At 69.0% G+C, this 23083-nt stretch carries 23 protein-coding genes and 5 tRNA genes; 21 read left to right on the top strand and 7 right to left on the bottom strand.

Going from position 1 to position 23083, the window contains the following annotated elements; translation table 11 throughout:
- Window positions 1-40: 40 nt before the first annotated feature.
- From Q0A27_RS01255 to Q0A27_RS01245, 3 genes are read right to left on the bottom strand one after another with little or no spacing between them, the layout of a single operon-like run.
- On the bottom strand, window positions 41-1183 hold the full coding sequence (locus Q0A27_RS01255; protein ID WP_291473265.1) for an isochorismate synthase MenF: 1143 nt from the start codon (window positions 1181-1183) through the stop codon (window positions 41-43).
- Window positions 1184-1231: 48 nt separating this feature from the next.
- A complete protein-coding gene (locus Q0A27_RS01250) occupies window positions 1232-1993 on the bottom strand; it encodes an SDR family oxidoreductase (RefSeq protein ID WP_291473264.1) in 762 nt (253 codons plus the stop codon).
- Window positions 1994-2015: 22 nt separating this feature from the next.
- Window positions 2016-2501 (bottom strand): zinc-binding dehydrogenase, encoded by a 486-nt coding sequence (locus Q0A27_RS01245; RefSeq protein WP_291473263.1) that lies wholly within the window; start codon window positions 2499-2501, stop codon window positions 2016-2018.
- Between the two features lie 50 nt (window positions 2502-2551).
- Between Q0A27_RS01245 and Q0A27_RS01240 the strand changes: the two genes are divergently transcribed.
- The 8 genes from Q0A27_RS01240 to Q0A27_RS01205 all read left to right on the top strand — a co-directional run bounded on the left by Q0A27_RS01240 (window position 2552) and on the right by Q0A27_RS01205 (window position 6598).
- On the top strand, window positions 2552-2839 hold the full coding sequence (locus Q0A27_RS01240) for a hypothetical protein (RefSeq protein ID WP_291473262.1): 288 nt from the start codon (window positions 2552-2554) through the stop codon (window positions 2837-2839).
- 61 nt (window positions 2840-2900) lie between these two features.
- On the top strand, window positions 2901-3656 hold the full coding sequence (locus Q0A27_RS01235; protein WP_291473261.1) for a TIM barrel protein: 756 nt from the start codon (window positions 2901-2903) through the stop codon (window positions 3654-3656).
- Between the two features lie 11 nt (window positions 3657-3667).
- The gene (gene gltX, locus Q0A27_RS01230; protein WP_291473260.1) at window positions 3668-5161 is read left to right on the top strand and encodes a glutamate--tRNA ligase; all 1494 of its coding nucleotides are present in this window, start codon (window positions 3668-3670) and stop codon (window positions 5159-5161) included.
- A gap of 122 nt (window positions 5162-5283) precedes the next feature.
- Window positions 5284-5355, top strand: a tRNA-Gln gene (locus tag Q0A27_RS01225).
- A gap of 33 nt (window positions 5356-5388) precedes the next feature.
- Window positions 5389-5464 (top strand) — tRNA-Glu (locus Q0A27_RS01220).
- A 29-nt stretch (window positions 5465-5493) separates the two neighbouring features.
- A tRNA-Gln gene (locus Q0A27_RS01215) sits at window positions 5494-5565 on the top strand.
- A gap of 35 nt (window positions 5566-5600) precedes the next feature.
- Window positions 5601-5676, top strand: a tRNA-Glu gene (locus Q0A27_RS01210).
- Between the two features lie 97 nt (window positions 5677-5773).
- Complete coding sequence (locus tag Q0A27_RS01205; protein ID WP_291473259.1) at window positions 5774-6598, top strand: histidine phosphatase family protein; 825 nt, start codon at window positions 5774-5776, stop codon at window positions 6596-6598.
- Here the strand turns inward: Q0A27_RS01205 and Q0A27_RS01200 are convergent.
- Window positions 6582-7577, bottom strand: coding sequence for a winged helix DNA-binding domain-containing protein (locus Q0A27_RS01200; protein WP_291473258.1), 996 nt, complete (start codon window positions 7575-7577; stop codon window positions 6582-6584). The genes Q0A27_RS01205 and Q0A27_RS01200 overlap by 17 nt on opposite strands.
- A 144-nt stretch (window positions 7578-7721) precedes the next feature.
- Here Q0A27_RS01200 and Q0A27_RS01195 point away from each other — a divergent pair.
- A tRNA-Glu gene (locus Q0A27_RS01195) sits at window positions 7722-7794 on the top strand.
- Window positions 7795-7885: 91 nt separating this feature from the next.
- Here the strand turns inward: Q0A27_RS01195 and Q0A27_RS01190 are convergent.
- Complete coding sequence (locus Q0A27_RS01190; protein WP_291473257.1) at window positions 7886-8611, bottom strand: IclR family transcriptional regulator; 726 nt, start codon at window positions 8609-8611, stop codon at window positions 7886-7888.
- A gap of 134 nt (window positions 8612-8745) precedes the next feature.
- Here Q0A27_RS01190 and leuC point away from each other — a divergent pair, with 134 nt between their 5' ends.
- Window positions 8746-10203, top strand: coding sequence for a 3-isopropylmalate dehydratase large subunit (gene leuC, locus Q0A27_RS01185; protein WP_291473256.1), 1458 nt, complete (start codon window positions 8746-8748; stop codon window positions 10201-10203).
- A gap of 11 nt (window positions 10204-10214) precedes the next feature.
- On the top strand, window positions 10215-10802 hold the full coding sequence (gene leuD, locus Q0A27_RS01180) for a 3-isopropylmalate dehydratase small subunit (RefSeq protein ID WP_291473255.1): 588 nt from the start codon (window positions 10215-10217) through the stop codon (window positions 10800-10802).
- Between the two features lie 9 nt (window positions 10803-10811).
- On the opposite strand, the gene Q0A27_RS01175 is transcribed toward leuD, so the two are convergent.
- A complete protein-coding gene (locus Q0A27_RS01175; RefSeq protein WP_291473254.1) occupies window positions 10812-11861 on the bottom strand; it encodes an NUDIX hydrolase in 1050 nt (349 codons plus the stop codon).
- Between the two features lie 83 nt (window positions 11862-11944).
- On the opposite strand from Q0A27_RS01175, the gene Q0A27_RS01170 reads away from it, so the two are divergent.
- Window positions 11945-12964 carry an NAD(P)H-dependent glycerol-3-phosphate dehydrogenase gene (locus Q0A27_RS01170; RefSeq protein WP_291473253.1) on the top strand — a complete coding sequence of 340 codons (1020 nt, stop codon included), beginning with the start codon at window positions 11945-11947 and terminating at the stop codon, window positions 12962-12964.
- A 21-nt stretch (window positions 12965-12985) separates the two neighbouring features.
- Entirely contained in the window at window positions 12986-14083 is a 1098-nt protein-coding gene (locus Q0A27_RS01165) for a D-alanine--D-alanine ligase family protein (RefSeq protein ID WP_291473252.1), read from the top strand.
- On the opposite strand, the gene Q0A27_RS01160 is transcribed toward Q0A27_RS01165, so the two are convergent.
- The gene (locus tag Q0A27_RS01160; protein ID WP_291473251.1) at window positions 14084-15088 is read right to left on the bottom strand and encodes a DUF3515 domain-containing protein; all 1005 of its coding nucleotides are present in this window, start codon (window positions 15086-15088) and stop codon (window positions 14084-14086) included. It lies immediately after the preceding gene.
- Between the two features lie 65 nt (window positions 15089-15153).
- Between Q0A27_RS01160 and Q0A27_RS01155 the strand changes: the two genes are divergently transcribed.
- The 8 genes from Q0A27_RS01155 to Q0A27_RS01120 all read left to right on the top strand — a co-directional run bounded on the left by Q0A27_RS01155 (window position 15154) and on the right by Q0A27_RS01120 (window position 23050).
- Window positions 15154-16212, top strand: a complete 1059-nt coding sequence (locus tag Q0A27_RS01155) for a thiamine-phosphate kinase (RefSeq protein WP_291473250.1) — start codon at window positions 15154-15156, stop codon at window positions 16210-16212.
- Entirely contained in the window at window positions 16209-16913 is a 705-nt protein-coding gene (locus Q0A27_RS01150) for a uracil-DNA glycosylase (RefSeq protein WP_291473249.1), read from the top strand. Before Q0A27_RS01155 ends, Q0A27_RS01150 begins: the two co-directional genes overlap by 4 nt.
- A complete protein-coding gene (locus Q0A27_RS01145; RefSeq protein WP_291473248.1) occupies window positions 16910-18409 on the top strand; it encodes a DAK2 domain-containing protein in 1500 nt (499 codons plus the stop codon). The genes Q0A27_RS01150 and Q0A27_RS01145 overlap by 4 nt, the downstream gene beginning before the upstream one ends.
- Window positions 18410-20647 carry an ATP-dependent DNA helicase RecG gene (locus Q0A27_RS01140; RefSeq protein WP_291473247.1) on the top strand — a complete coding sequence of 746 codons (2238 nt, stop codon included), beginning with the start codon at window positions 18410-18412 and terminating at the stop codon, window positions 20645-20647.
- Window positions 20648-20710: 63 nt separating this feature from the next.
- Window positions 20711-20926, top strand: coding sequence for a biotin/lipoyl-containing protein (locus tag Q0A27_RS01135; protein ID WP_291473246.1), 216 nt, complete (start codon window positions 20711-20713; stop codon window positions 20924-20926).
- Window positions 20923-21495, top strand: coding sequence for an RsmD family RNA methyltransferase (locus Q0A27_RS01130; RefSeq protein ID WP_291473245.1), 573 nt, complete (start codon window positions 20923-20925; stop codon window positions 21493-21495). The genes Q0A27_RS01135 and Q0A27_RS01130 overlap by 4 nt, the downstream gene beginning before the upstream one ends.
- 217 nt (window positions 21496-21712) lie before the next feature.
- Window positions 21713-22201, top strand: a complete 489-nt coding sequence (coaD, locus tag Q0A27_RS01125; protein ID WP_291473244.1) for a pantetheine-phosphate adenylyltransferase — start codon at window positions 21713-21715, stop codon at window positions 22199-22201.
- Window positions 22202-22285: 84 nt separating this feature from the next.
- On the top strand, window positions 22286-23050 hold the full coding sequence (locus tag Q0A27_RS01120) for a DivIVA domain-containing protein (RefSeq protein ID WP_291473243.1): 765 nt from the start codon (window positions 22286-22288) through the stop codon (window positions 23048-23050).
- Window positions 23051-23083 lie beyond the last annotated feature (33 nt).

Raw genomic sequence — 23083 nt, 5'->3', positions numbered from 1 at the left:
TCAAGTCACAAGGCTGGATACAGAGGTTTCCGGGGGACTTCTACACCGCGCGCAGTGCTGCCGGCACATTGAGGGCCCGCAGAGCGGTCTGGAGCTTCGCGGTGGTCTCCGCGGCTTCGGCGGACGCCGAGGAGTTCGCCACGATCCCGCCACCGGCCCATGCCCGGGCACCGGCTCCGGCGACCTCGGCACAGCGGATGGAGACCATGTACTCGCCGTCACCGTTGTCGCGGCACCAGCCGACGAAACCGGCGTAGAAGTCCCGCGGCTCCTCGACCTCGTCGATGATCCCGAGGGCCTCATGGGTGGGGTACCCGCCGACCGCTGGGGTGGGGTGCAGCATGAGAGCCAGATCCAGGGCGGAGGGGCCGTCCTCCGGCACCGTGCCCTGGATCCGTGTGCCCAGGTGCCACATCTCGTTGGTCTGGATCAGCTCCGGGCGGTCCGGGACCGACAGCTCCGTGCAGACCGGGGACAGGACCCGTTCATAGTGGTCGGTGACCCAGCGATGCTCTGAGAGGTCCTTGACCGAGTCCTGGAGCATCCGGCCGACCGTCACATCGGCGTCCCGGTCACGCAGTCGCGCCGCCGAGCCCGCCAGAGGCAGGGCCTCCACGGTGGTGCCGCGGCGTCGGATCAGCAGTTCGGGGGAGGAGCCCACGAGCATGGTGTCCTTGTCGTCGTGGCGTCCGGTCGCGCCCAGGTCCACGGCGAAGCCGTCCCGGCGGGCGGAGAGGTCGATCATCCGGGCCGCGATGAGCAGCGGGTCGACCTCCTCGGCGAACTCGACGTCGACCGCGCGGGCCAGCACCACCTTCTCCAGGGTCGAGTTCTGGATCGTGGCGATCGCCGCCGCCGCCGTGGTCTGGTGCTCCTCGCTGGTGGTCAGCGGGGTCACCGAGAGGACCTCGGCCTTCTGTCCGGCGTCCAGACCGCGGTAGTGCGCCGGCGGCTCCAGCGGCCCCTCGGATTCGGTGATGACCTCCGGGACGGTCAGTGCCGCCCGGTTGGCGGTGTCGAAGGGGACCGCGCCGACGATGAGCCCGGCGTCCCCGTTGCGCAGTGCGGTCGCGGCCTCGAACGGATCCGGCCAGTTCGCCCGGGACCCGCGCGTGCGCAGGCTTCCGGAGGAGCGCGACAACAGGAAGTCCGGGGCGGTCGCGGGGCGGTCGAGGTAGGTCACGCAGACAACCGTACCCAGCGGTCACGGGTGACAGAAATCACGTCGTCGCTATCCTCGCCCCAGATAGGGCATCCCCGTCGCGGTGACGGTCACCGTGTCCACGCTGACATCCGCCGGCAGGTCTGCGACGGTGACGAGCAGCCGGGCCGCCTCGGTGGCGTCGAACATCGGCTCGGTGGAGCTGAAGGTGGACAGCAGCTCCGTACGGGCGTTGCCGATATCCAGTTCGGTGGCGGTGATCCCGACGTCACGGCCGTCGAGCGCGGTGGAGACGGTGAGGGACGCCACGGCGGCCTTCGACGCGGCATAGGCGGCGACTCCGGCGCGCGGGGCATGGGCGGCGATGGACCCGTTGTTGATGATCCGGCCCCCGCCGTGGGACGCCATCCAGGCGAAGACCTCCCGGGTGCACAGGAAGGTGCCGAGGGTGTTGGTACGCAGGGTGTGTTCGAAGGTCGCCGCGTCCACCCCGTCGATGCGGCCGGTGGGGCCGGGCGTGCCGGCGTTGTTGACCAGCAGGTCGAGCCGGCCATAGCGGCCGGTGACGGTACGGACCGCCTCGGTGACCGAGGCCTCGTCGGTGACGTCGCAGACCACCGCGGAGTGTGGCCGGGGACTGTCGGCGGCGGCACTGGCGGACGCACAGGCGGTCACTGTCTCGCTGAGTGAGGACAGGGTGCGGCCCAGGGCGGCGACGGTCCAGCCGTCACGGGCCAGGGCGGTGGAGAAGGCACGGCCCAGGCCACCGCCGGCGCCGGTGACCACGGCGACGCGGGAGATGCCGGACGCGGGAGTGTTCAGGGACCTCATGAGGCCGATGGTACGGGAGGGGTCAGATCTCCAGCGGCACTTTGGTGCCCCGACCGTCCTTGAGCTCCTCGACATCGTCCTCCAGTTCACGGGCCGGACGCGTCACGACCCAACCGGTGGTGGGGTAGTGGCCCTGCGCCATCGCGTCGATGACCTCGCGGAAGTCGGCCGCCGGACAGGCGTAGCTGTGCAAAACCGACCGCTCCCGGGCGAGCAGCACCATCGTCGGGTTGAAGGGGAACTCACGGGTGTGGATCGCCACGACCACCATCCGGCCCAGCAGGCCCAGCAGGCCCAGCAGGCCCAGCAGGCCCAGCAGGCGCAGTACGGCGGTGAAGGCTGCCGCGGACCCGGCGGCATCGAATCCGACGGTCGGACGCTCCGGGCTGACGAGTGCCCGCACCTGCGCCGAGGAATCGGGTGCGGTGGCGTCGACGACCTGTGCACCGAGCGCTGCGGCGGCCTCCTGACGCTCCGCCGAGGGTTCGGAGAGGACCACGTTCTCCACCCCCCCTGTGCCCGCCCTGTGCCCGCAATGCGAGAAACAGCCCCAGTCCGATGGGGCCGGCACCGGCGATGACCACGGCGTCCTCCGGGGTGACCTCGGCGAGGCGGACCGCGTGCCATGCCACGGCCATCGGCTCCACCAGCGCGCTGAGCTGCAGGATGCAGCCGGAGGTCTCCGGATCGTCGATGAGGTGGATGCCCGAGCCGCAGATGCCGTTGAAGGCGGGGCGGATCCGGACCTCGCCGGAACCGGGGGAGGCCGGGGTGAGCTTGTCGAAACGGACGTCGTGGGCACCGTGGACGGTGGTGGTGTACGTGGAAGCACTCCTCGATGATTGAAAGAAGATTCAGTTTCAGGGTCTGACGGAGTAGCCGGCGCGACAGTGCCACACTGGGTGAGGTGAAACTCGCCCCGGACGCGTACTGCACCGCGATCAACTGCTCCATCGGCCGACCGCCCGGCGACCCCGACTTCGACCGGGCCCGTGCCCTCGGCATCGACCGGATCGAACTGTGGTGGCCCTGGACCACGCCCGAACCCACCGACACCCAGGTCGACGACCTCGTCGAGGAACTGAAACGGCGGGAACTCACCCTCGTCGCCCTGAACTTCTGGGCAGGGGACCTGGACTTCGGGGAGCGCGGCGTCCTTCACCGGGAACCGCTGAGCCGGCGCCACCTGGAGGCGCACGCGCGCCTCGCGGGCAAGACGGGTGCGGAACTGTTCAATCTCCTCGTCGGCCGCGACGGACGGCAGATCACCGACACCCAGCGCGAACGGATCGCCGCCGTCGCAGAGTCCGTGATCGGGCGACACCTGGGGACCGTCCTCATCGAACCCAGCCGCAGCCCGGAACCCGGGCCCACCGACTACCCCGTGCAGACCATCGCTGACGCCCACGAGATCATCGACTCCACCCCGGGCACCGGCCTGCTCGCCGATCTGTGGCACCTCGCGGGAACCGTCGGGGACAAGGGGATCACCGACTGGCTGGAGGGCCTGCGCTGGAACGGGCAGCTGCCGGCCCATGTCCAACTCGCCGACGACCCCGGGCGCTGCGTGCCTGAGAGCGGGGTTCTGCCGCTGGATGCCTGGCTGTGTGATCTGGAGGCGGTGGGCTACACCGGCGAGGTCGCGGGGGAGTGGATGTGGTGAAATAGACGGTTATGAGTGACATTCGCGTCCGTTTCTGCCCGTCGCCGACCGGGACCCCGCACGTCGGCATGGTGCGCACCGCACTGTTCAACTGGGCCTACGCCCGCCACACCGGCGGCAAGCTGGTCTTCCGCATCGAGGACACCGACGCCGCCCGCGACTCCGAGGAGTCCTACCAGGCCATCGTCGACTCGCTGAGCTGGCTCGGGATGAGCTGGGACGAGGGTGTGGACCCGGTCGGCGGCCCGTTCGCCCCGTACCGCCAGTCGCAGCGTATGGATATCTACGCCGATGTCCTGCAGAAGCTCAAGGACGCCGGAGAGGTCTACCCTGCCTACTCCACCGCGGAGGAGGTCGAGGAGCGACACAAGGCCGCCGGCCGCGACCCCAAGCTCGGCTACGACAACTACGATCGCGAGCTGACCGACGGCCAGATCGCCGCTTTCGAGGCTGAGGGACGCAAGCCCGTGTGGCGGCTGCGGATGCCGCAGAAGACCTGGACCTGGAATGACCTGGTCCGTGGTGAGGTCAGCGTCGAGGCCGCGAACGTGCCTGACTTCGTCGTCGCACGTTCCAACGGTGCTCCACTGTACACCCTGGTCAACCCGGTCGATGACGCGCTCATGCAGATCACCCATGTGCTGCGCGGTGAGGACCTGCTGCCGTCGACCCCGCGCCAGCTCGCCCTCTACGAGGCGCTGGAGCGCATCGGCGTCGCGAAGTTCACTCCGGAGTTCGGCCACCTGCCGTTCGTCATGGGTGAGGGCAACAAGAAGCTGTCGAAGCGCGACCCGGAGTCCAACCTCTTCAACCACCGGGACGCCGGCATCATCCCCGAGGGCATGATCAACTACCTGTCCCTGCTGGGCTGGTCACTGTCCGCCGACCAGGACATCTTCAGCGTCGACGACCTCATCGCGAACTTCGACGTCGCCGATGTGAAGCCGAACCCGGCCCGCTTCGACCAGAAGAAGCTCGAGGCGATCAACGCCGACCACATCCGGCTGCTGGAGCCGGCGGACTTCGCGGCCCGTCTGCGCAGCTACCTGGAGGAGTACAAGGGTTTCCCGGCGGACTACCCGGCCGAGAAGTTCACCTTCGCCGCCGACCTGGTCCAGACCCGCATCAAGATGCTCGGCGACGCCGACGGTCTGCTGCGCTTCCTCGTCACCGCGGACGCCGACCTGGAGCTTGATCCCAAGGCCGCCAAGAAGAATCTCAAGGAGGACGCCGTCGAGGTGCTCGACGCCACCATCGAGGAGCTTGAGGCACTGGGCGAGGGCGAGTTCGTCACCGCGACCATCGAGGCGAAGGTCGGTGGTCGGCTCATCGAGAGCATGGAGCTCAAGCCTCGTAAGGCCTACGGTGCACTGCGTGTCGCCGTGACCGGCGAGCAGGTTTCCCCGCCGCTGTTCGAGTCCATGGAGCTGCTGGGCCGTGAGTCCACCCTCGCGCGGCTGCGTGCGGCCCGGGCCGTCACTCCCTTCGTGGCGCCTGAGCAGTAGGGAACCGGCAGAGGACAGGAACTACCTGCAGGTTTGCGCCCTGTAGGGGCGCGGGCTACAGTAGTCCCCGTTGCACGGCAGGGGGCACCGTTTCACGGAGTCTTCTTCACCGTCGTAATGATTGGCCTATGGTGTAATTGGCAACACAGCGGTTTCTGGTACCGTCGTTCTAGGTTCGAGTCCTGGTAGGCCAGCTGAAAAGCTGGAATCTCCTTCTACTTTTCAATGCTCCGTTCGTCTAGCGGCCTAGGACGCTGGCCTCTCACGCCGGTAACACGGGTTCAAATCCCGTACGGAGTACCACGCATTCTTTCGCGAGAGTGCCTTGTTTTTGGCCTATGGTGTAATTGGCAACACAGCGGTTTCTGGTACCGTCGTTCTAGGTTCGAGTCCTGGTAGGCCAGCGGAAATACTTTTTCGCGGTATTTCAACTGTATATGCTCCGTTCGTCTAGCGGCCTAGGACGCTGGCCTCTCACGCCGGTAACACGGGTTCAAATCCCGTACGGAGTACCACTTGAAGAAAGTCCCGTTCCCATACTGTCCCCGGACAGAATGGAACGGGACTTTCTGCGTGCGACGCCTCCGGTTCGATCGGTCTATTCTGGGGCGCATGACCATGCCCAGGAATCTGGTCCTCGTCCGGCACGGACAGAGCGAGGCCAATGTCATCCAGAAGCGCGACAAGGCAGGTGACCAGCGACTCTTCACCGAGGCGACGATGCTCGTCGCCGACCGGTCCTGGCGCCTCACCGAAGCCGGGGTGGCACAGGCGAAGACGGCGGGGCAGTGGATCCGGGAGAACATCGACGACTTCGACCGGTGCATCACCTCGCCGTTCGTCCGGACCCGGGAGACCGCGGCGACCCTCGGCATCCCGGACGCGTCCTGGGAGGAGAACCGTGTGGTCCGGGAGCGGTCCTGGGGCGAGATCTCCCCGCTGCCACGGGCGGTCTTCGAGGAGCAGTACTCCCACAATGCACTGCTCAAGCGGAAGGACCCGCTGTACTGGTCCCCGCCGGCCGGCGAGTCGATCGCCGAGGTAGCAGAGAACCGGGTGCGCAACCTGCTGAGCACCCTGCACCGGGAGAGTGAGAACCAGAACGTCCTCGTGGTCTCCCACGGTGACTTCATGTGGTCTACCCGCCTGGTGCTGGAACGCTGGAGCGACGAGGAGTTCCTCAGGAATGACAAGGACCCCACGATGACCATCCACAACTGCTCGGTGGTGCACTACACGCGCATCAACCCGGAGACCGGCGAGGTGGAGCCGAAGATCCGGTGGGTGCGCTTCGCCCACCCGCGTCGTGACCCGGAGACCGGGGAGTGGCACATGCACGTCCAGGGTTGGAAGTCCTTCGAGCGCCGCTACCTCACCAGCGAGGAGCTGCTGGCGAAGGCGGAAGAGCAGGCGAGGATCCTCACCGCCGGCCAGTGACCACGCCTGCCCGCAGGACGCTGGGACGGACCAGGCCGTTCTTCGTCGGGCCGACCTCGACGGTGACGTCCGGGGTGATGATGTCGGAGCGGTTCGTGTAGGCCATGAGATACTCGTCGAAGGCGGGCAGGGAGATGTCCGCGTGCTCCGGGGAGACGGCGTCCGCCAGTTCTGCGGCGGTGACATCCGCCTGCCAGTCAGCCAGGTACATCGTGCGGCCGTCGTCCGCGGATGCCTCGGTCACGGAGCCGGAGGCCACGGCGAGAGCCGTGCCCTTCTTCGCGTCGGTGACGGTCACTCCGGTCCACCAGGCGAAGTCCTTCACCGTCGCCGGACCTCGGGAGTGGAAGTAGCGGGTGGCCAGGGTGCCCAGGGCGTCCTGGCCGGTGAGCCTGACGGGATCACTGACGGCGACGTCATGGAGCACAAAGGTCTCCTCCCGCCCGGCAGGGACGCCCTGGATGATGTCGCCCTCGCCGCCGAAGTGGCGGAGCATGTGCGGGCCACGTCCACCGTCGGGATCCACGCCGGCGTCCCGGAAGACCCCGTAGCACTGGGTCCGGGTCAGGGAGGTGCCGTCGGCGAGGGCGTCCAGCAGGGACGCGCGGCCCAGCTCGACGTCGGCGTCGGTGAGACCCAGCTGTCCCCGGCGCTTCGCCGAGGCGCGTTGGACACGCGGTGAGCACAACAGTGTGATCCAGCGGACGTCCCGGGCGGGGAGGTAGTGGTGCGTGCCGCGCTGGGACCAGCTGCGCACGACACCGGCCGCGGTGAGGTCGGCAGGGGAGAGGGAGTCCGACCCGGTGCGTAGCGCGAGGGCCTCGCGGCCGGCGGCGGCGTTCTGGGCCTGTACGGCGGTGAGCCAGGTCGCCGTCTCCGCCAGAGACCCGGGCTCAGGGCGGGCCGCTGAGGGGGCCAGCAGCTGGGCGATGAGCCGGCGGGCGCGGAGCTCGGTGGTATCGGTCAGGGCAAGGGTCATACCGCGAGGCTACGTCAGTGTCGGATGCGCAGTATCTGAGCAGGTCACACTGTATTTCTGCCGTCGATTAGGCGTTCTGTGCGACGTTCCTATATAGTTCAACGCGTTGCAGAGAGCGGCGCATGCCGGATCTCACCAACGAATGCTCCGTTCGTCTAGCGGCCCAGGACGCTGGCCTCTCACGCCGGTAACACGGGTTCAAATCCCGTACGGAGTACCGACAGGCAAAGCCCCGCACCAGAACTTCTGGTGCGGGGCTTTCCGCTTGCGTGAGTCACTGCGTCCGGTGTCACCGCCGGCGCAGTCTCCTACCGCAGGTGCTCCTCCAGGTCCATCGCCGCGGCGTGCAGGGCCTCACGGTGGCGGGCGGCGGGGGAGGGGCCCATCCGGTCGATCGGCCCGGAGATCGACAGCGCGGCGATGACGCCCGTGGCGTCCCGCACCGGTACCGAGGTGCTGGCCAGCACCGGCTCGCGCTCGCCCATGGACTCGGCGATCCGGGCGACCCGGATCTGCTCCAGATCGGCGGCGGTGTAGGTCGCGGTCTGCAGGATCTCGTCCTGGAAGCTCTTGGGGGAGAAGGCGACGAGGATCTTCGCCGCGGACCCGGCGGCCAGCGTCATCCGGGCACCGACCGGGACGGTGTCGCGAAGGCCCAGCGGGGGCTCGGAGGTGGCCACGCAGATGCGCTCGGCACCGGAGAGTTTGTAGAGCTGGCAGGACTCGCCGGTACGCTGGACCAGCGACGGGAGCACGTACTCCGCAGCTTCGTCGAGGCGTGCCGAGGACTTCGGTGCGAGCTCGGCCAGGGCCGGACCGGCGGTCCACTGGCCGTCGTCGAGTCGCGTCACCATGCGGTGCTTCTCGAGGGCGACGGCGATACGGTGCGCGGTGGCGCGTGGCAGGCCGGTGGTCTCGCAGAGTTCGGAGAGACTGTGCGGTCGTCGTGCGACGATGCCCAGGATCAGCAGCGCACGGTCAAGTACCTGGATGCCGCTGGTGACGGGTACCGGGACGTCAGAGGTAGTTCCCATAATCTGATATACTACATTCCATCCAGTGGAACTGCCAGGACCGGGTCCCGGACTGACTACCCGGGGCATCTGCCGCTCCTGCGTCCCACCGTGTGAAACTCATACCGCAGCACTTTTTCATGAGGAGAGCAACCGTGACCGCTGTGACACAGCAGAACCGGGGCACCACACGACCGGACACACCCCGCACCCTGGCCGAGAAAGTGTGGGACGACCACGTCGTCACCAGGGGCGAACCCGGCGAACCCGACCTGATCTACATCGACCTCCACCTGATCCACGAGGTCACCAGCCCGCAGGCCTTCGACGGTCTGCGCCAGGCGGGACGCCCCGTGCGGCGTCCCGACCTGACCCTGGGTACCGAGGACCACAACGTGCCGACCCTCGGTGTCCATACCGGCAACCTGCTGGAGATCGAGGACAAGGTCTCCCGCCTGCAGGTCGAGACACTGCGGAAGAACTGTGACGAGTTCGGTGTGGAACTGCACCCGATGGGGGACGCCGACCAGGGCATCGTCCACACCGTCGGCCCGCAGCTCGGCGCCAGCCAGCCCGGCATGACCATCGTCTGCGGCGACTCGCACACCTCCACCCACGGCGCCTTCGGCTCCATCGGCATGGGGATCGGAACCAGTGAGGTCGAGCACGTCCTGGCCACCCAGACGCTGCGTCTCAAGCCGTTCAAGACGATGTCCATCGAGGTCAGCGGGGAACTGCAGCCCGGCGTCACCGCCAAGGACCTCATCCTCGCCATCATCGCGAAGATCGGCACCGGCGGCGCTCAGGGTCACATCATCGAGTACCGGGGCGAGGCGATCCGGAAGCTGTCCATGGAGGGTCGGCTGACGATCTGCAACATGAGCATCGAGGCCGGCGCCCGTGCCGGCATGATCGCCCCGGACGACATCACCTTCGACTACCTCAGAGGCCGTCGCTTCGCGCCGACCGGACAGGACTGGGTGGACGCGGTGGACTACTGGCGTTCCCTGGCCACCGACGAGGGCGCGGTCTTCGACACCGTCGTCGAGATCGACGGCTCTGCGCTGACCCCCTTCGTCACCTGGGGCACCAACCCCGGCCAGGGGCTGCCGCTGTCCGGCCATGTCCCGTACCTCGAGGACATCACCGACGAGACCGAGCGCATCGCCGCCGAGGGTGCGATCAGGTACATGGGGCTGGAGGAAGGCACTCCGCTGCGCGACATCAGCATCGACACCGTCTTCTTCGGCTCCTGCACCAACTCCCGCATCGAGGACATGCGCGCCGCCGCCGAGGTGCTGCGCGGACGCCACGTCGCCGACGGTCTGCGGATGATGGTCGTCCCGTCGTCGACCCAGGTGAAGAAGCAGGCCGAGGAGGAGGGGCTGGACAAGATCTTCCTCGACGCCGGTGCCGAATGGCGCACCGCCGGCTGCTCCATGTGCCTGGGCATGAACCCCGACCAGCTCTCCCCGGGTGAGCGGTCGGCCTCCACCTCCAACCGCAACTTCGAGGGACGCCAGGGCAAGGGTGGACGCACCCACCTGGTCTCTCCGCCGGTCGCCGCAGCCACAGCGGTGCTCGGTCACCTGGCGAGCCCGGCCGATCTCTGAGGAGAGCTGACATGGAAGCATTCACCACCCACACCGGTGTGGCGCTGCCGCTGAAGCGGTCCAACGTCGACACCGACCAGATCGTGCCCGCCGAGTACCTCAAGTTGGTGACCAGGACCGGCTTCGAGTCCGGTCTGTTCAGGTCCTGGCGCACGGACCCGGAGTTCATCCTCAACCAGAAGCCCTACGTGCACTCCTCGGTGCTCGTCGCCGGGCCCGACTTCGGTACCGGTTCCTCCCGTGAGCACGCCGTCTGGGCACTGCTCGACTACGGGTTCCGTGTCGTGTTCTCGCCGCGCTTCGGCGACATCTTCCGTGGCAACACCGCCAAGAACGGTCTGCTCGCCGGCGTCATGCCCGAGGAACAGATCGAACTGATCTGGAAGCTGCTGGAGCAGCGTCCCGGTGCGGAGATGACCGTCGACCTGGACGCACAGACCGCCACCCTCGGGGAGCACGTCTTCCCCTTCGTGGTCGACGAGGACACCCGCTGGCGCCTGCTCAACGGACTCGACGACATCGGCATCACCCTGCAGGACGCCGACGCGATCGCCGCCTACGAGAAGACCCGGCCGTCCTTCAAGCCGGTGATCCGGTAACTCCGGCGCTTACCGCACCGGCAGCGGGGACGCCAGGTAGTCCGCACCCAGCAGCTTCTCCGCGGCGCTGAAGTGCAGGACCCACACCGAACCCTTCTTCGCGCGCAGGTCCTCGATCTCGATCCCTTCATCTGCGGCCAGTCCGTTGACCACCGCGGGGATCACCACGCCCTGGGCGCAGACCTCACTGACCGGGGCGGCGGAGGCCCGCACCAGGGCGTCCATCACGGTCCGGGGGCCGTCCTCGACCGCCGCATCGCCCAGAGATGCGTCCACCGCGGTCTCCAGTCCGAGTGCCCCGGCAGTCGGGGCGAGGGTGTCGGTGCACCGCTCCGGTGCCGCTGAGCTCAGCGACTTCACGCCGTAGCCGCGGGCCACGTCGACCAGTGCCTCGGCCTGACGGCGTCCCTTCTTCGTCAGCGGGCGCAGGCGGTCATCGCCCTGCCAACCGCGACGGTCGGCGGCCTTGGCGTGACGGACGTAGAGCACCCGTCGCGTCGCTCCGAGGGACAGTCGCGCCTGGGCGGCGGCGATGATCTCGCGGTCCGCCTCGTAGGAGCACCGTCGGGTGGCCTCGGAGGGGGAGACCCAACGCAGTTCGCCGACCTCGTCGGTGTCCTCCGGGGTGGGCTCGGAGTAGTCGGTGACCTCGGCGGTCCAGTACCAGACGACCTTGGTGGAGGTGCCGACCGGATAGTGGACGTAGCCGAGCAGCCAGCCGAGCGAGGAGGCGTACCCGGTCTCCTCGACCAGTTCGCGGACCGCGGTCTGGACGATGCCCTCACCCTTGTCGACCTTGCCCTTGGGCAGGGACCAGTCGTCGTAGCGGGGGCGGTGGATCATCGCGATCTCGACGGCGTCCTCCGCGCCGGTCTCCGGGGTACCCGGGTCGGCGGGGGAGAGGCGCCGCCACATCACCGCGCCGGCGGCGAAGGTCGGATTGACGAACTCGTCGGAGGGGGAGCTGCCGATGCGGGCGACCGCGGTTCCCGAGGCGTCCCCGGGATTCCGGGATGCGACGGGCGTGGACAGGTCACCGATACCGGAATGGGTGATCACGTGAGTTACCTTCTTCGGGTCTGGCAGTCTGGTTCAATGTACAGCGTACTGATAGGCACGACGACGACAGGAGAGTGGGCAGCATGGTGCAGGTCGCGGTGATGGGGGCGGGATCCTGGGGGACCGCGGTGGCGAAGGTCTGCGCAGATGCCGGCAGTGACGTCACCCTCTGGGCCCGCCGTGACGAGATCGCCCGCGAGATCAACGGGGGAAAGGACGGCAACGACGGCCGTCACACCAACTCCACCTACCTCAGGGAGGTGGAACTGCCGGAGCCCCTGACCGCGACCACCGATCCGGCACAGGCACTCGAGGGCGCGGAGATCGTCTTCCTCGGCGTGCCTTCGCAGTCCATGCGCTCCAACCTCGCCGCCTGGCGGGACCTCATCGGGCCGGATGCCACCCTCGTCAGCCTCACCAAGGGCATCGAACACTCCAGCCGCCGGCGCATGAGTCAGGTCATCGCGGAAGTCGCCGAGGTGCCGGAGGAACGCGTCGCCGTGCTCTCCGGGCCGAACCTCGCCTACGAGGTCGCCCGCAACCAGCCCGCCGCCACGGTCGTGGCCTGCACCGACGACGCCCGGGCCGTGGCGGTCCAGGAGGCCGCCGCAGCCCCCTACTTCCGGCCGTACACCAACGACGACGTCATCGGCTGTGAAATCGCCGGCGCCTGCAAGAACGTCATCGCCCTGGCCTGCGGCATGGGGGCGGGCATGGGGCTGGGCCACAACTCCATCGCCACGCTGATCACCCGCGGTCTCGCGGAGATCACCCGGCTCGCCGTGGCCCTGGGCGGCTCCGAGCGCACCATGGCCGGTCTCGCCGGTCTCGGTGACCTGGTGGCGACCTGCAACTCCCCGCTGTCGCGCAACCGCACCTTCGGCGAGCGGCTGGGCCGGGGCGAGACCCTGGACCAGGCCCGTGAGTCGACCCGCGGCCAGGTCGCCGAGGGTGTCATCTCCTCGATCTCCATCGCGGAGATCGCCGAGGAGGCCGGGGTGGATATGCCGATCACCGATGCGGTGGTCGATGTCTGCCACCGTGGCGGCAGCGTGGCGGACGCGGTGCGCTCCCTGCTGGGCCGTACCAGGAAAGCCGAGTAGGCGACCGGTAGACTCTGCCGGGTGAGCAACACTGAACCGACATCACCCGCCGCCCGCACCGTCGTCGCCGTCCTCTACGGTGGCCAGAACTCCGAGCACAGCATCTCCTGCCTGTCCGCCGCCGCGGTGATGAGCCACCTCGACCCTGACCGCTACGAGGTCGTCCCCGTCGGCATCACCGAGACCGGGATGTGGGTCAAGGGAACCACCGACATCGAGGCACTCTCCGCCCGCGGCCGGGACCTGCCGACCGTGAAAATGTCGCGCGGCGTCAACCTGGTGCCGGGGTCCTTCGCCTCAGGACGCGGCCAGCTCCGCTACGGCGACGGCTCCCTCTACGCCGAAGTCGACGTCATCTTCCCGGTCCTCCACGGCCGCAACGGTGAGGACGGCACCGTCCAGGGCGTCATCGAGCTGGCGAACGTGCCCTACGTCGGCAACGGCGTGCTCGCCTCTGCCGCCTGCATGGACAAGCAGTACACCAAGCTCATCGCCCGCGCCGCCGGTGTGCCGGTCGGTGACGAGGTCGTGCTCACCGAGCGTCGTGACCTCACCGACGAGGAGAAGCAGAAGGTCGGTCTGCCGGTCTTCGTCAAGCCCGCCCGTGGCGGCTCCTCGGTCGGCATCTCCAAGGTCAGCGACTGGGCGGACCTGGACGCGGCCGAGGCGCACGCCTTCGAACACGACACGAAGATCCTCGTCGAGGCCATGCTCCACGGTGTGGAGGTCGAGTGCGGTGTGCTGCAGTACCCCGACGGCACGGTCCACGCCTCCCATCCCTCACTGCTCAAGGGCACCGAGGACGGACCGGAGGGCTTCTACGGTTTCGACACGAAGTACCTCGACGACATCATCAGCTACGAGATCCCCGCCCCGCTGCCCGAGGGCCAGGCCGACGCAGTGCGCCGCTGGGCCGTCGAGACCTTCCGGGCGCTGGACTGCGAGGGGCTGGCCCGCGTCGACTTCTTCGTCACCGAGGACGGCCCCGTGCTCAACGAGCCGAACACCATGCCCGGGTTCACCCCGATCAGCATGTACCCGAAGATGTTCGAGGCGACCGGGGTGACCTATCCCGAGCTGCTCGACATCCTCATCGCCCGCGCCCTGGTGCGGAAGTAACTACTCCCCGGTCTTGACCATGGTGTCGGTGATGATGCCGCTGAGCTGCGGCAGCACCGTGTCGCCGACATCCAGCGGCAGGGAGACGGCCACCGTCGCGCCGTAGCCGAGGGCGTACCAGACCCCGGCCGTCGACCCGTTGCCCAGGGCACTGTCCTCGTACCACGGCACGTCGTCGACCTGGGTCAGCTGTGCACCGGCGGCGTAGGACTCCGGCATCCCGACCCCGCAACGCACCACGACCGGCTCAGCCCCGGGCTCGGTCCACACCGCCACCCCGTCGATCGGCTCGCCCGCCGTAGTCTCCGTGATCCGGCGGTGGGCGCCGAAGGCGTCCGGCAGGGCGTCCTCGAAGTCCGTGCAGGACGCCGCACCGCGGTCGGCGGGAAGATTCGTCAGCGGCAGCTCGCGCGGGGTGGGGGCCGCGTCCTCGGACGCGTCGGCGTTGTCGGCGATCGCCCGGCCGAAACCGTCGAAGCTGACGGTGCTGTCCAGCGCGGTGTCCGGGGCAGAACTGCCCGTCACCGCGACCACCGGGGTGGAGCTGACGGAGTACCAGGTCGACAGGTCCGAGCCGGCGGTGGCGTCATCCACCCGCAGCCAGTCTGTGCCGCCGTGGGAGACCACGGGGCTGACCACGGAGTACTGCGCCGGCACCGACACACCGCACCGTACCGTCAGTTCGGCACCGCCGGAGTCGCGGTAGGCCGCCGCGCCGGCCGGCGCCGGATCCGTGATACCCACCGAGCGGTAGTCGGAGGTGCGGTCCGGCAGTGCGCCCATGACCGCGTCACAGGCGGGGGAGTCCGCGTCCGGGGCGTCCACCGGGCCCATGGAGATATCGGTGTACACGTTGCGGTCGACGAGGATCTTCGCCCCCGCCAGCACCGCTCCGACGAAGACGACCGCCAGGACCAGTGCCAGCACCGTCGTGGTGCGGGACAGTCCTCCGGTACTGCTACCCTGATCAGTGACTTCCGGGGAACCGGGACGCTGCTCTGCCATGGCCCCGATCATACGGGTGGCACCGGCGGCGACGACTACTGCCTACTGGATGGATGAGGGTGCGGATGGCTGTGACGGCAGGGACGGCAGGGACGGCAGGGGCGGAAGACCCCTCAGCGAACTACGGCGGACACTCCGCCGACGGCCCCACAGTCTCCGAGGTCGGAGAGGCGGCGACGATCGCGGCGATCCGTGAAGCAGCCCCCAGTGAGGTCAACGGCGATGACGCCGCGGTCCTCGACCCTGCCCCGCCGAACTCGCGGGATATCGCCACCACCGACGTCCTCGTAGACGGTGAACACTTCCGCCTCGACTGGTCCACCCCCTACGAGGTCGGGGCGAAGGCCGTCAGCCAGAACTTCGCCGACATCCAGGCCATGGGCGGCCGACCCACCGCCGTCCTCATGTCCCTGTCCACCCCCGCCGACCTACCCGTCGGCATCGTGAGCGACGTCGCCCGCGGCATCAGCGACACCGCCGCTCCCTGGGGTGTCGAACTGGTCGGTGGGGACGTGGTCACCTCACGCCAGCTCATTGTGGCCGTCACCGCCATCGGTGTCCTCGCCGGACCCGATCCGGCGCTCACCGTGGATGCCGCACGCCCCGGCCACCTTGTCGTCGCCTCGGGTGTGATCGGCCACTCCGCCGCAGGGCTCGCCCTGCTCAACTACTTCGGCTCCCGAGAGGCCGTGCCGGATGACCCCGTGCTCCAGGACCTCGTCTCCCGGCACTGCGCACCCCATCTCATCGTCGGCCGGGGCCAGGTGGGCCGGGCCGCCGGGATGTCCGCGATGACCGACAACTCCGACGGACTCGTCCACGACCTCGCCAACGTCGCGCGACGCTCCGAGGCCATCATCGATCTCGACGGGGCGGCCCTGACCCCCGACGCACAGCTGTACTACGCCGCCGAGATCACCGGCGACGACCCGTGGGAATGGGTGCTCTCCGGTGGCGAGGACCACACCCTGCTCGGCACCACGGACACCGAACCCCCGGCCGGCTACCGCATCATCGGTGAGGTCAGGGACGCCGGGGACGCCACCCGGTTCGGTGAACTCGCCGACCCGGTGACCGTCGACGGGCAGCGTCCTCTCTATGTCACGGGGTGGGATTCCCTGTGACCACCACCGAAGCCGTCGCCGGGACGATCCTGGCGACCGTCCACCCGTCCTGGCGCACCGAACTGGACGCCGCCGGTGTGGACCTGCCCGCCGCCGCCGGGCGCACCGCCGCCCGCATCACCGCCGGCGAGCAGCTGCTGCCCGCCCCGGAGAACATCTTCCGTGCCCTCGCCAGGCCCACCGACGAGACCCGCGTCCTCATTCTCGGCCAGGACCCGTACCCGACGCCCGGACACTCCGTCGGCCTGGCATTCTCCTCGGCCGCCACGACCCGGCCGCTGCCGAAGTCGCTGCGCAACATCTACACCGAGTACGAGTCCGACCTCGGACTGCCGCAGCCGGAGTCCGCGGACCTGACCCCGTGGGCCGACCACGGCGTCATGCTGCTCAACCGGGTGCTCACCGTGCAGGCCGGAACCGCCGGCAGCGACCGGGGCACCGGTTGGGAGGAAATCACCGGTGCGGTGGTCTCCCACCTGGCGACCCGGCCGCTCGCCGCGGTCCTGTGGGGACGCCAGGCCCAGTCGGTCGCCGGACTGGTCGGTGAGGACAGGTGCGTGATGTCCGCGCACCCCTCGCCACTGTCGGCCTACCGTGGCTTCTTCGGTTCCCGCCCGTTCAGCCGTGTCAACGAGATCCTCGCCGCCCAGGGTGCCGCCCCGGTCGACTGGTCCCTGGCCGACCAGGAGGTCGCACAGTGACCGGCCACACCCCCGACACCCTCACGGGTGACTACCTCGACGCGTGGGCGACCGCCTCCCTGGAGGGGCTGCGCCGCCACCGTGCCGAGATCAACCAGCTCAACGTCTTCCCGATCCCGGACTCGGACACCGGTACGAACATGGCCGCGACGATGGAGTCCGCGGTCGCCCGGTTGCGGGAGGTCCGGGCGGAGAGCGGGGTCCACGGTGCGGTGGAGGTCGCCGCCGCCCTGGCTTCAGGTGCGGTCGCCGGTGCCCGCGGCAACTCCGGCATGGTGCTCAGCCAGATTCTCCGCGCTGTCGCGGACACCGCCGCACTGTCCGCCACCGGTGAGCTCTCCGCCCGCGCGGTGCCTGCCATGCTCGCCCGCGCCAGGGCGCTGGTGCTCGACGCCCTGTCGGACCCGGTGGAGGGAACCATTGTCACGGTGCTGCGCGCCGCCGCCGAGGGGGCCCGGGACGCAGAGGCCACTGACGGGGCGTCCCTCAGCGACGTCGTCACCGCAGCCCGCGACGCCGCGGTCAGCGCCCTGGAGCAGACCACCGGACAGCTCGCCGCCCTCAGCGACGCCGGTGTGGTCGACGCCGGAGGACGCGGACTCGTCGTCATCCTCCAGGCACTGGTCGATGCACTGCAGGCGGACCCGGACGCTGCGGTGGCCGGTGACGCCGGAGACACAGTGGATTCCCACGGCAGCGGCGCCGACCCGCACCTCGAACTCGTCTTCGGCTTCCACGGCGACACCGGGGAGCTGCGGGCCCTGCTGGAGCGGCTCGGCGACAGTGTCGTCGTCGTCAGTGACGGTGCCGGCGACGACCCCGACCACCACGCGCACGTCCACACCACCAGGTCAGGTGAGCTCATCGAGCAGATCTTCGCCCTCGGTGACGTCCATGACCTACGTATCGAGGTCCTGCCCGAGGTGGCTGAGCCCAGGTCCACGTCCCCGGCGTCCCCGGTCATCGCCCTGGTGCCGGGCGGCGGCGACGCGGCCGGTGACGGCCTGGCCGCCCTCTTCCGCTCCGCCGGTGCTGCTGTCGGTGACAGTCCCGCCGCCCTCGCCGCCGCCGTCGCCGCAGTCGCCGGGCCGGTCATCGTCCTGACCAACGGTCAGGACACCACCGGCCTCTTCGCGGTCCTCGACGACACCGGCGCATCGGTGACCGTGGTGGATACCGGCAGTGTCGTCGGCGGGCTGGCCGCACTCGCCGTCTACAGCCCCACCTCGGACCTCGAGGACAACGCCGAGGACATGGCGGACGCCGTCCACGGCCAACGCTGGGCCGACGTCACCGGGGAGGACCTCGTCACCGAGGTGGTCGCAGAACTCCTCGCCGACGGTGGGGAACTGGTCACAATCCTCTACGGCGACGCACTCGGCGCCGACGGGATGGCGCAGGCCGAGGCGCAGATCGCGGCGTCCCACCCGGATGCCGAGTTCCACGCCGTCCATGTCCCCGGACTGCAGGTGACCGCGCAGGTGGGGGTGGAGTAGATGTTGGGATGGGATGACCCCCGGCCGCTGAGCCTGGTCATCACGCCCGACCGGGCACGGAACCTCGCCGGGAAGCCGGGGCTGGCGACCATGGGGCAGGCGCTGATGAACTTTCCGGTCGCCTACGTCCACAGTTCCGGCACCGGTGCCTTCACCGACCACGGCGGAGTGCCCGGGGAGATGCCGGAGGAGGGGGACCGGTTCACCTGCCTCGCCGAGGTGCTCACCGCCCAGGTCCAGGACAACCGCGGCCGGCGCGGACCCCGCGAGATCCTCCAGTTCACCTTCCGGGTGGCGGACACGGTCTTCTCCTCGGCCCTGTTCGGAAATGTCCGGATGCACCGTCCCTTCGTCACCCCGGGGGCGAAGCTCATGTTCTCCGGCACTCTCGGCATCTGGCGTGACCAGTGGCAGCTGAAGAACCCCTCCTACATCACCCTGCACCCGGCCCCGACCGCCGACGGACACCGACGGACCGACGAGGAGTACGAGGCGGCCTTCGGGGCCTTTGGCCCGCTGGCCACCATCGTCGACGTCGCCGGCGGCATGCGTGCGGCCCAGAAGGTGCTCTCGCACCCGTGGCTGCCGACCTACCGGCGGCGTCCCGGCACCTCGACCGCCGAGGTCACCGCGGTGATGGACCATGTCCTCGTCGCAATGGGTGAACCCTCCGAGATGCTGCCGCGGGTGCCGGGCGCGCCGGCCTGGCCGCAGATCGAGGGGGCGCCCGTGCTCGATTTCGCCACCGCACTGCGTCAGGTCCACCGGCCACCGGAGGACGGACCGGACGCCGCGCGCACCCGACTGAAGTTCAACGAGGCCCTCGGCCTGCAGCTGGTCATGGCGCTGCGCCGCGCTGATTCCACCGCCCGCCACGCCCGACCCGTCGTCCCCGTTTCCCCGGACTCGCGCTACACGACCCTGCTTGACCGGCTGCCCTACGATCTCACCACGCCGCAGCAGGACGCACTGGCGACCATCGGGGACGCCATGGGCGGAGACACCGACACCGTGACCCCGATGAGCATGCTGCTGCAGGGTGACGTCGGTTCCGGCAAGACGGTGGTGGCGCTGCTCGCGATGCTCCGCGTCGTCGACTCCGGGGCACAGTGCGCCTTCCTCGCCCCCACCGAGGTGCTCGCCGTCCAGCACGCCGGGACCCTCACCGGGCTGCTCGAGCGGGTCGACGGGCCCCAGGTGACCGTCACCCTGCTCACCGGGTCGATGACCGCCGCCGAGCGCAAGGCCGCCCTGCTCGACATCATCGCCGGTACCTCCGACATCGTCGTCGGCACCCATGCGATCATCCAGGACAGTGTCGATTTCTTTGACCTGGGCATGGTCGTCGTCGATGAGCAGCACCGCTTCGGTGTGCGTCAGCGTGACCGGCTGCGGGAGAACGCCCCGGTCGAGCGCACCCCGCATCTGCTGGTCATGACCGCGACTCCGATTCCGCGCACCGTCGCGATGACCATGTTCGGTGATCTGTCGGTCTGTACCCTGGCCGGCTCCCCGGCAGGACGCGGAAAGGTCGACACCTTCGTCGTCCCCACCTACAAGCGCAGATGGGTCGACCGGGTCTTCGCCGTGATCCGGGAACAGGTCGCCTCCGGGCACCGCGCCTTCATCGTCGTCCCCCGCATCGACGGGGAGGGCGGGGTCGACGATGTGGCCTCGCGACTGGAGAACGGCGTCCTGGCAGGTCTGAGGATCGGCCGACTCCACGGGAAGATGGACGACAAGGCCGAGGTCATGGCGGACCTGGCGTCCGGTGAGATCGACGTACTCGTCGCCACCACCGTCGTCGAGGTCGGTGTCGACATCCCCGAGGCGACCGTGATGGTCGTCGTCGACGCGGAGAACTTCGGTGTCTCCCAGCTCCACCAGCTGCGCGGACGCGTGGGCCGTGGCGCCGACAACTCCTGGTGCTTCCTGTGTACGGCCGTGCCGGAGGGGGAGGCATCCTCCCGGCGGCTGGAATCCATCGCCGCGACCCGCGACGGTTTCGCACTGGCGGAACTGGACCTGCGTGCCAGAACGGAGGGTGACGTGCTCGGGGAGAGTCAGTCCGGCTCGCGGGCACGCCGGGTGAGCCTGCTGTCGCTGGCCGATGACGCCGCGGTGATCGAGGAGGCCCGCCGGTACGCCGGGGAGCTTGTCGGCTATGACACGGCGCTGGCCCGGGCACTGGTCGCCGAGATCGCCGATGACGACCAGGAGTTCATCGAGCGGAGCTGACCTTCAGCGCGGAGCTGCGGTCCCCGTCATGCCGACCACCGGGCGCCGACTACACTGCGGGGCATGGATATTTTCGCGCCCTTCGCCGGGCACGTCAGGTTCGAGGTGGAGGACGGGCAGACCGTCGCCGCCGGTGACCGTCTCGCCGTGGTCGAGGCCGTCAAAGTGGAGGCCAATGTCGTCGCGCCGGGTCCGGGCACCGCACGTCGCGGCGGGGTCGAGGACTTCTCCGCCGTCGACGGAGGGGACCTCCTGCTGACGCTGGAGGCGCTGCAGTGACCCGCATCATCTCCGGGAATGCCCGCGGCCGGAAGCTCAAGGTGCCGTCCGAGGGGACGCGGCCGACCTCCGACCGCGCCCGCGAGGGGCTCTTCTCCTCCCTGCAGGTGCGCTTCGGTTTCGACGGTGAGGTCGTCCTCGATCTCTTCGCCGGGTCCGGGGCACTCGGCCTGGAGGCGGCGTCCCGCGGTGCAGCGGAAGTGACCCTGGTCGACGACAACAACCGGGCCTGCGAGACCGCGCGAGCCAATGCCGCCGTGGTCGGTCACCCCGCCACCCGGGTCGTCGAGGCGAAGGCTTCGGTCTTCCTCGCCGGTGCGCCGCGCGAGCACTACACGATGGTGCTGGCCGACCCGCCCTATGAGCTCGCCGACGAGGCTGTCGACGAGATGGTCCGGGCGCTGATCCCGCTGCTGACGAAGGACGCCGTGGTGGTCGTCGAGCGGCACGTCGAATCCGCCGAGGTCGACTGGCCCGAGGGGTTCGAGACCACCGGTCAGAAGCTCAAGAAGCGCACCTTCGGCATCGCCCGGATGGATATGGCGATCTGGCGGGGGACCGAGGACTGAGTGCGCTGAGTGGCGCACCGGCGCGCGGCGGGGGTGGCCGGTCCCGGTCTCGGTGGTGGGGACCGTGGTGCTCGCCGTGGCCGTCGTCGGTGGCCGTCGTCAGCCAGTGCATCGGCCGTTTCACCGGGGCTCCTCGTAGTCTCCGGCATCCTTGTCGTGGCGGTGTGCGGGCACCTCGGACAGCACGGTGGACGGCGCAGGCCGTAAAATACGGGCCATGCGAGTCTGCTGCCCCGGGTCCTTCGACCCCGTCACCAACGGTCACATCAACATCTTCACCCGCGCCGCGCGGATGTTCGACGAGGTCACCGTGCTGGTGACCTTCAACCCGAACAAGTCCGGGCTCTTCGACGCCGACGAGCGCATCGCGCTGATCCGGGAGGCACTGGACGCCACCGGTCTGCCGGAGGCGGAGAAGATCACCATCGACACCTGGGACAGTCTGCTGGTCGACTACCTCAGCGAGCACGACATCCCGGCCCTGGTGAAGGGGCTGCGCAGCTCCCTGGACTACGAGTACGAGCTGCCGATGGCCCAGATGAACCAGCGGCTCACCGGGGTGGAGACGTTCTTCCTCCTCACCGACCCGGAGTACGGCTACGTCTCCTCGACGATCTGCAAGGAGGTCGCGAAGTACGGCGGTGACGTCAACGGTCTGCTGCCGGAGAATGTCGCCGACGCCGTGCTCGCCAAGTACCGGGGGTAGCGGCCGGGCCGGTGGCCACCCAGATGTCCGGGTCCCGCGTGTCACATCCGTAACATCTCACCGGTTTCTGGCATGCTGGCTGTCATGTACAAGACTTTCGAGGGCCTCGACGATCTGCAGACACTGGTGGAACAGGCCTATGGAGTCCCCATGTCGGGGAACTGCATGGTCAACCGTTCCAGTGCCATCGATCTGCTCGACATGGTCCGGCACTCCATCCCCGGTGACCTGGACGATGCCCAGGATGTTCTTGACCGGGAGGACGCGATCCTCTCCGAGGCGGAGATGAAGGCGACCAACCTCGTCTCTGACGCCGAGGCCGAACGCGACCAGATCCTCTCGGACGCCCGCAACCAGGCGGAAGACACTCTGGCGGACGCCGAGGAGCGGGCGAACGCCACCGTCTCCGACGCCGAGGCGCAGGCGGTGCGCCTGGAGGAGGACGCCCGCCGTGAGTACCAGGAGACCACCGCCCGAGCCGAGGCGGAGAAGACCCGCCTGGTGGACGAGGGGAACAATCTCTACGACCGGGCGGTCAACGAAGGTATCGCCGAGCAGCGTCGACTGGTCAGCGAGTCCGAGGTCGTCCGCGAGGCCGAGGCAGAGGCCCGCCGCATCATCGAGTCCGCACACGCCGACTCCGACCGGCTGCGCCGCGAGTGCGACCAGTACGTCGACAGCACGCTGGCCCAGTTCGAGGAGTCCCTCAACGGGTCGCTGCGCACCGTGTCCCGCGACCGCTCCGCACTGCGCAAGGGTGCGGGTGTCTCCGGCAACCGGTACCCGCGTGAGCAGCGGGAGGGGCGTGAACCGCGCGAGAGCCGCAACGACTGGGGCGAGCGCGGCTGATTCGACCCGCCTGACCTGAGAAGGGTAAGAATG

The sequence above is a fragment of the Corynebacterium sp. genome, assembly GCF_022712275.1.
Lineage (GTDB): Bacteria > Actinomycetota > Actinomycetes > Mycobacteriales > Mycobacteriaceae > Corynebacterium.
Note: the sequence above shows the minus strand (reverse complement) of the source record. Positions and strands in the feature narration are given on the sequence as shown.

Bases quoted from the DNA above. Each gene is read 5' to 3' on its own strand.
- Q0A27_RS01140 (WP_291473247.1), top strand. From the start codon at position 18,410: ATGTTGGGATGGGATGACCCCCGGCCGCTGAGCCTGGTCATCACGCCC.
- Q0A27_RS01170 (WP_291473253.1), top strand. From the start codon at position 11,945: ATGGTGCAGGTCGCGGTGATGGGGGCGGGATCCTGGGGGACCGCGGTG.
- Q0A27_RS01120 (WP_291473243.1), top strand. From the start codon at position 22,286: ATGTACAAGACTTTCGAGGGCCTCGACGATCTGCAGACACTGGTGGAA.
- Q0A27_RS01250 (WP_291473264.1), bottom strand. From the start codon at position 1,993: ATGAGGTCCCTGAACACTCCCGCGTCCGGCATCTCCCGCGTCGCCGTG.
- Q0A27_RS01240 (WP_291473262.1), top strand. From the start codon at position 2,552: ATGGGGCCGGCACCGGCGATGACCACGGCGTCCTCCGGGGTGACCTCG.
- Q0A27_RS01205 (WP_291473259.1), top strand. From the start codon at position 5,774: ATGACCATGCCCAGGAATCTGGTCCTCGTCCGGCACGGACAGAGCGAG.
- Q0A27_RS01135 (WP_291473246.1), top strand. From the start codon at position 20,711: ATGGATATTTTCGCGCCCTTCGCCGGGCACGTCAGGTTCGAGGTGGAG.
- gltX (WP_291473260.1), top strand. From the start codon at position 3,668: ATGAGTGACATTCGCGTCCGTTTCTGCCCGTCGCCGACCGGGACCCCG.
- Q0A27_RS01155 (WP_291473250.1), top strand. From the start codon at position 15,154: ATGGCTGTGACGGCAGGGACGGCAGGGACGGCAGGGGCGGAAGACCCC.
- Q0A27_RS01200 (WP_291473258.1), bottom strand. From the start codon at position 7,577: ATGACCCTTGCCCTGACCGATACCACCGAGCTCCGCGCCCGCCGGCTC.
- Q0A27_RS01160 (WP_291473251.1), bottom strand. From the start codon at position 15,088: ATGGCAGAGCAGCGTCCCGGTTCCCCGGAAGTCACTGATCAGGGTAGC.
- leuD (WP_291473255.1), top strand. From the start codon at position 10,215: ATGGAAGCATTCACCACCCACACCGGTGTGGCGCTGCCGCTGAAGCGG.
- Q0A27_RS01190 (WP_291473257.1), bottom strand. From the start codon at position 8,611: ATGGGAACTACCTCTGACGTCCCGGTACCCGTCACCAGCGGCATCCAG.
- coaD (WP_291473244.1), top strand. From the start codon at position 21,713: ATGCGAGTCTGCTGCCCCGGGTCCTTCGACCCCGTCACCAACGGTCAC.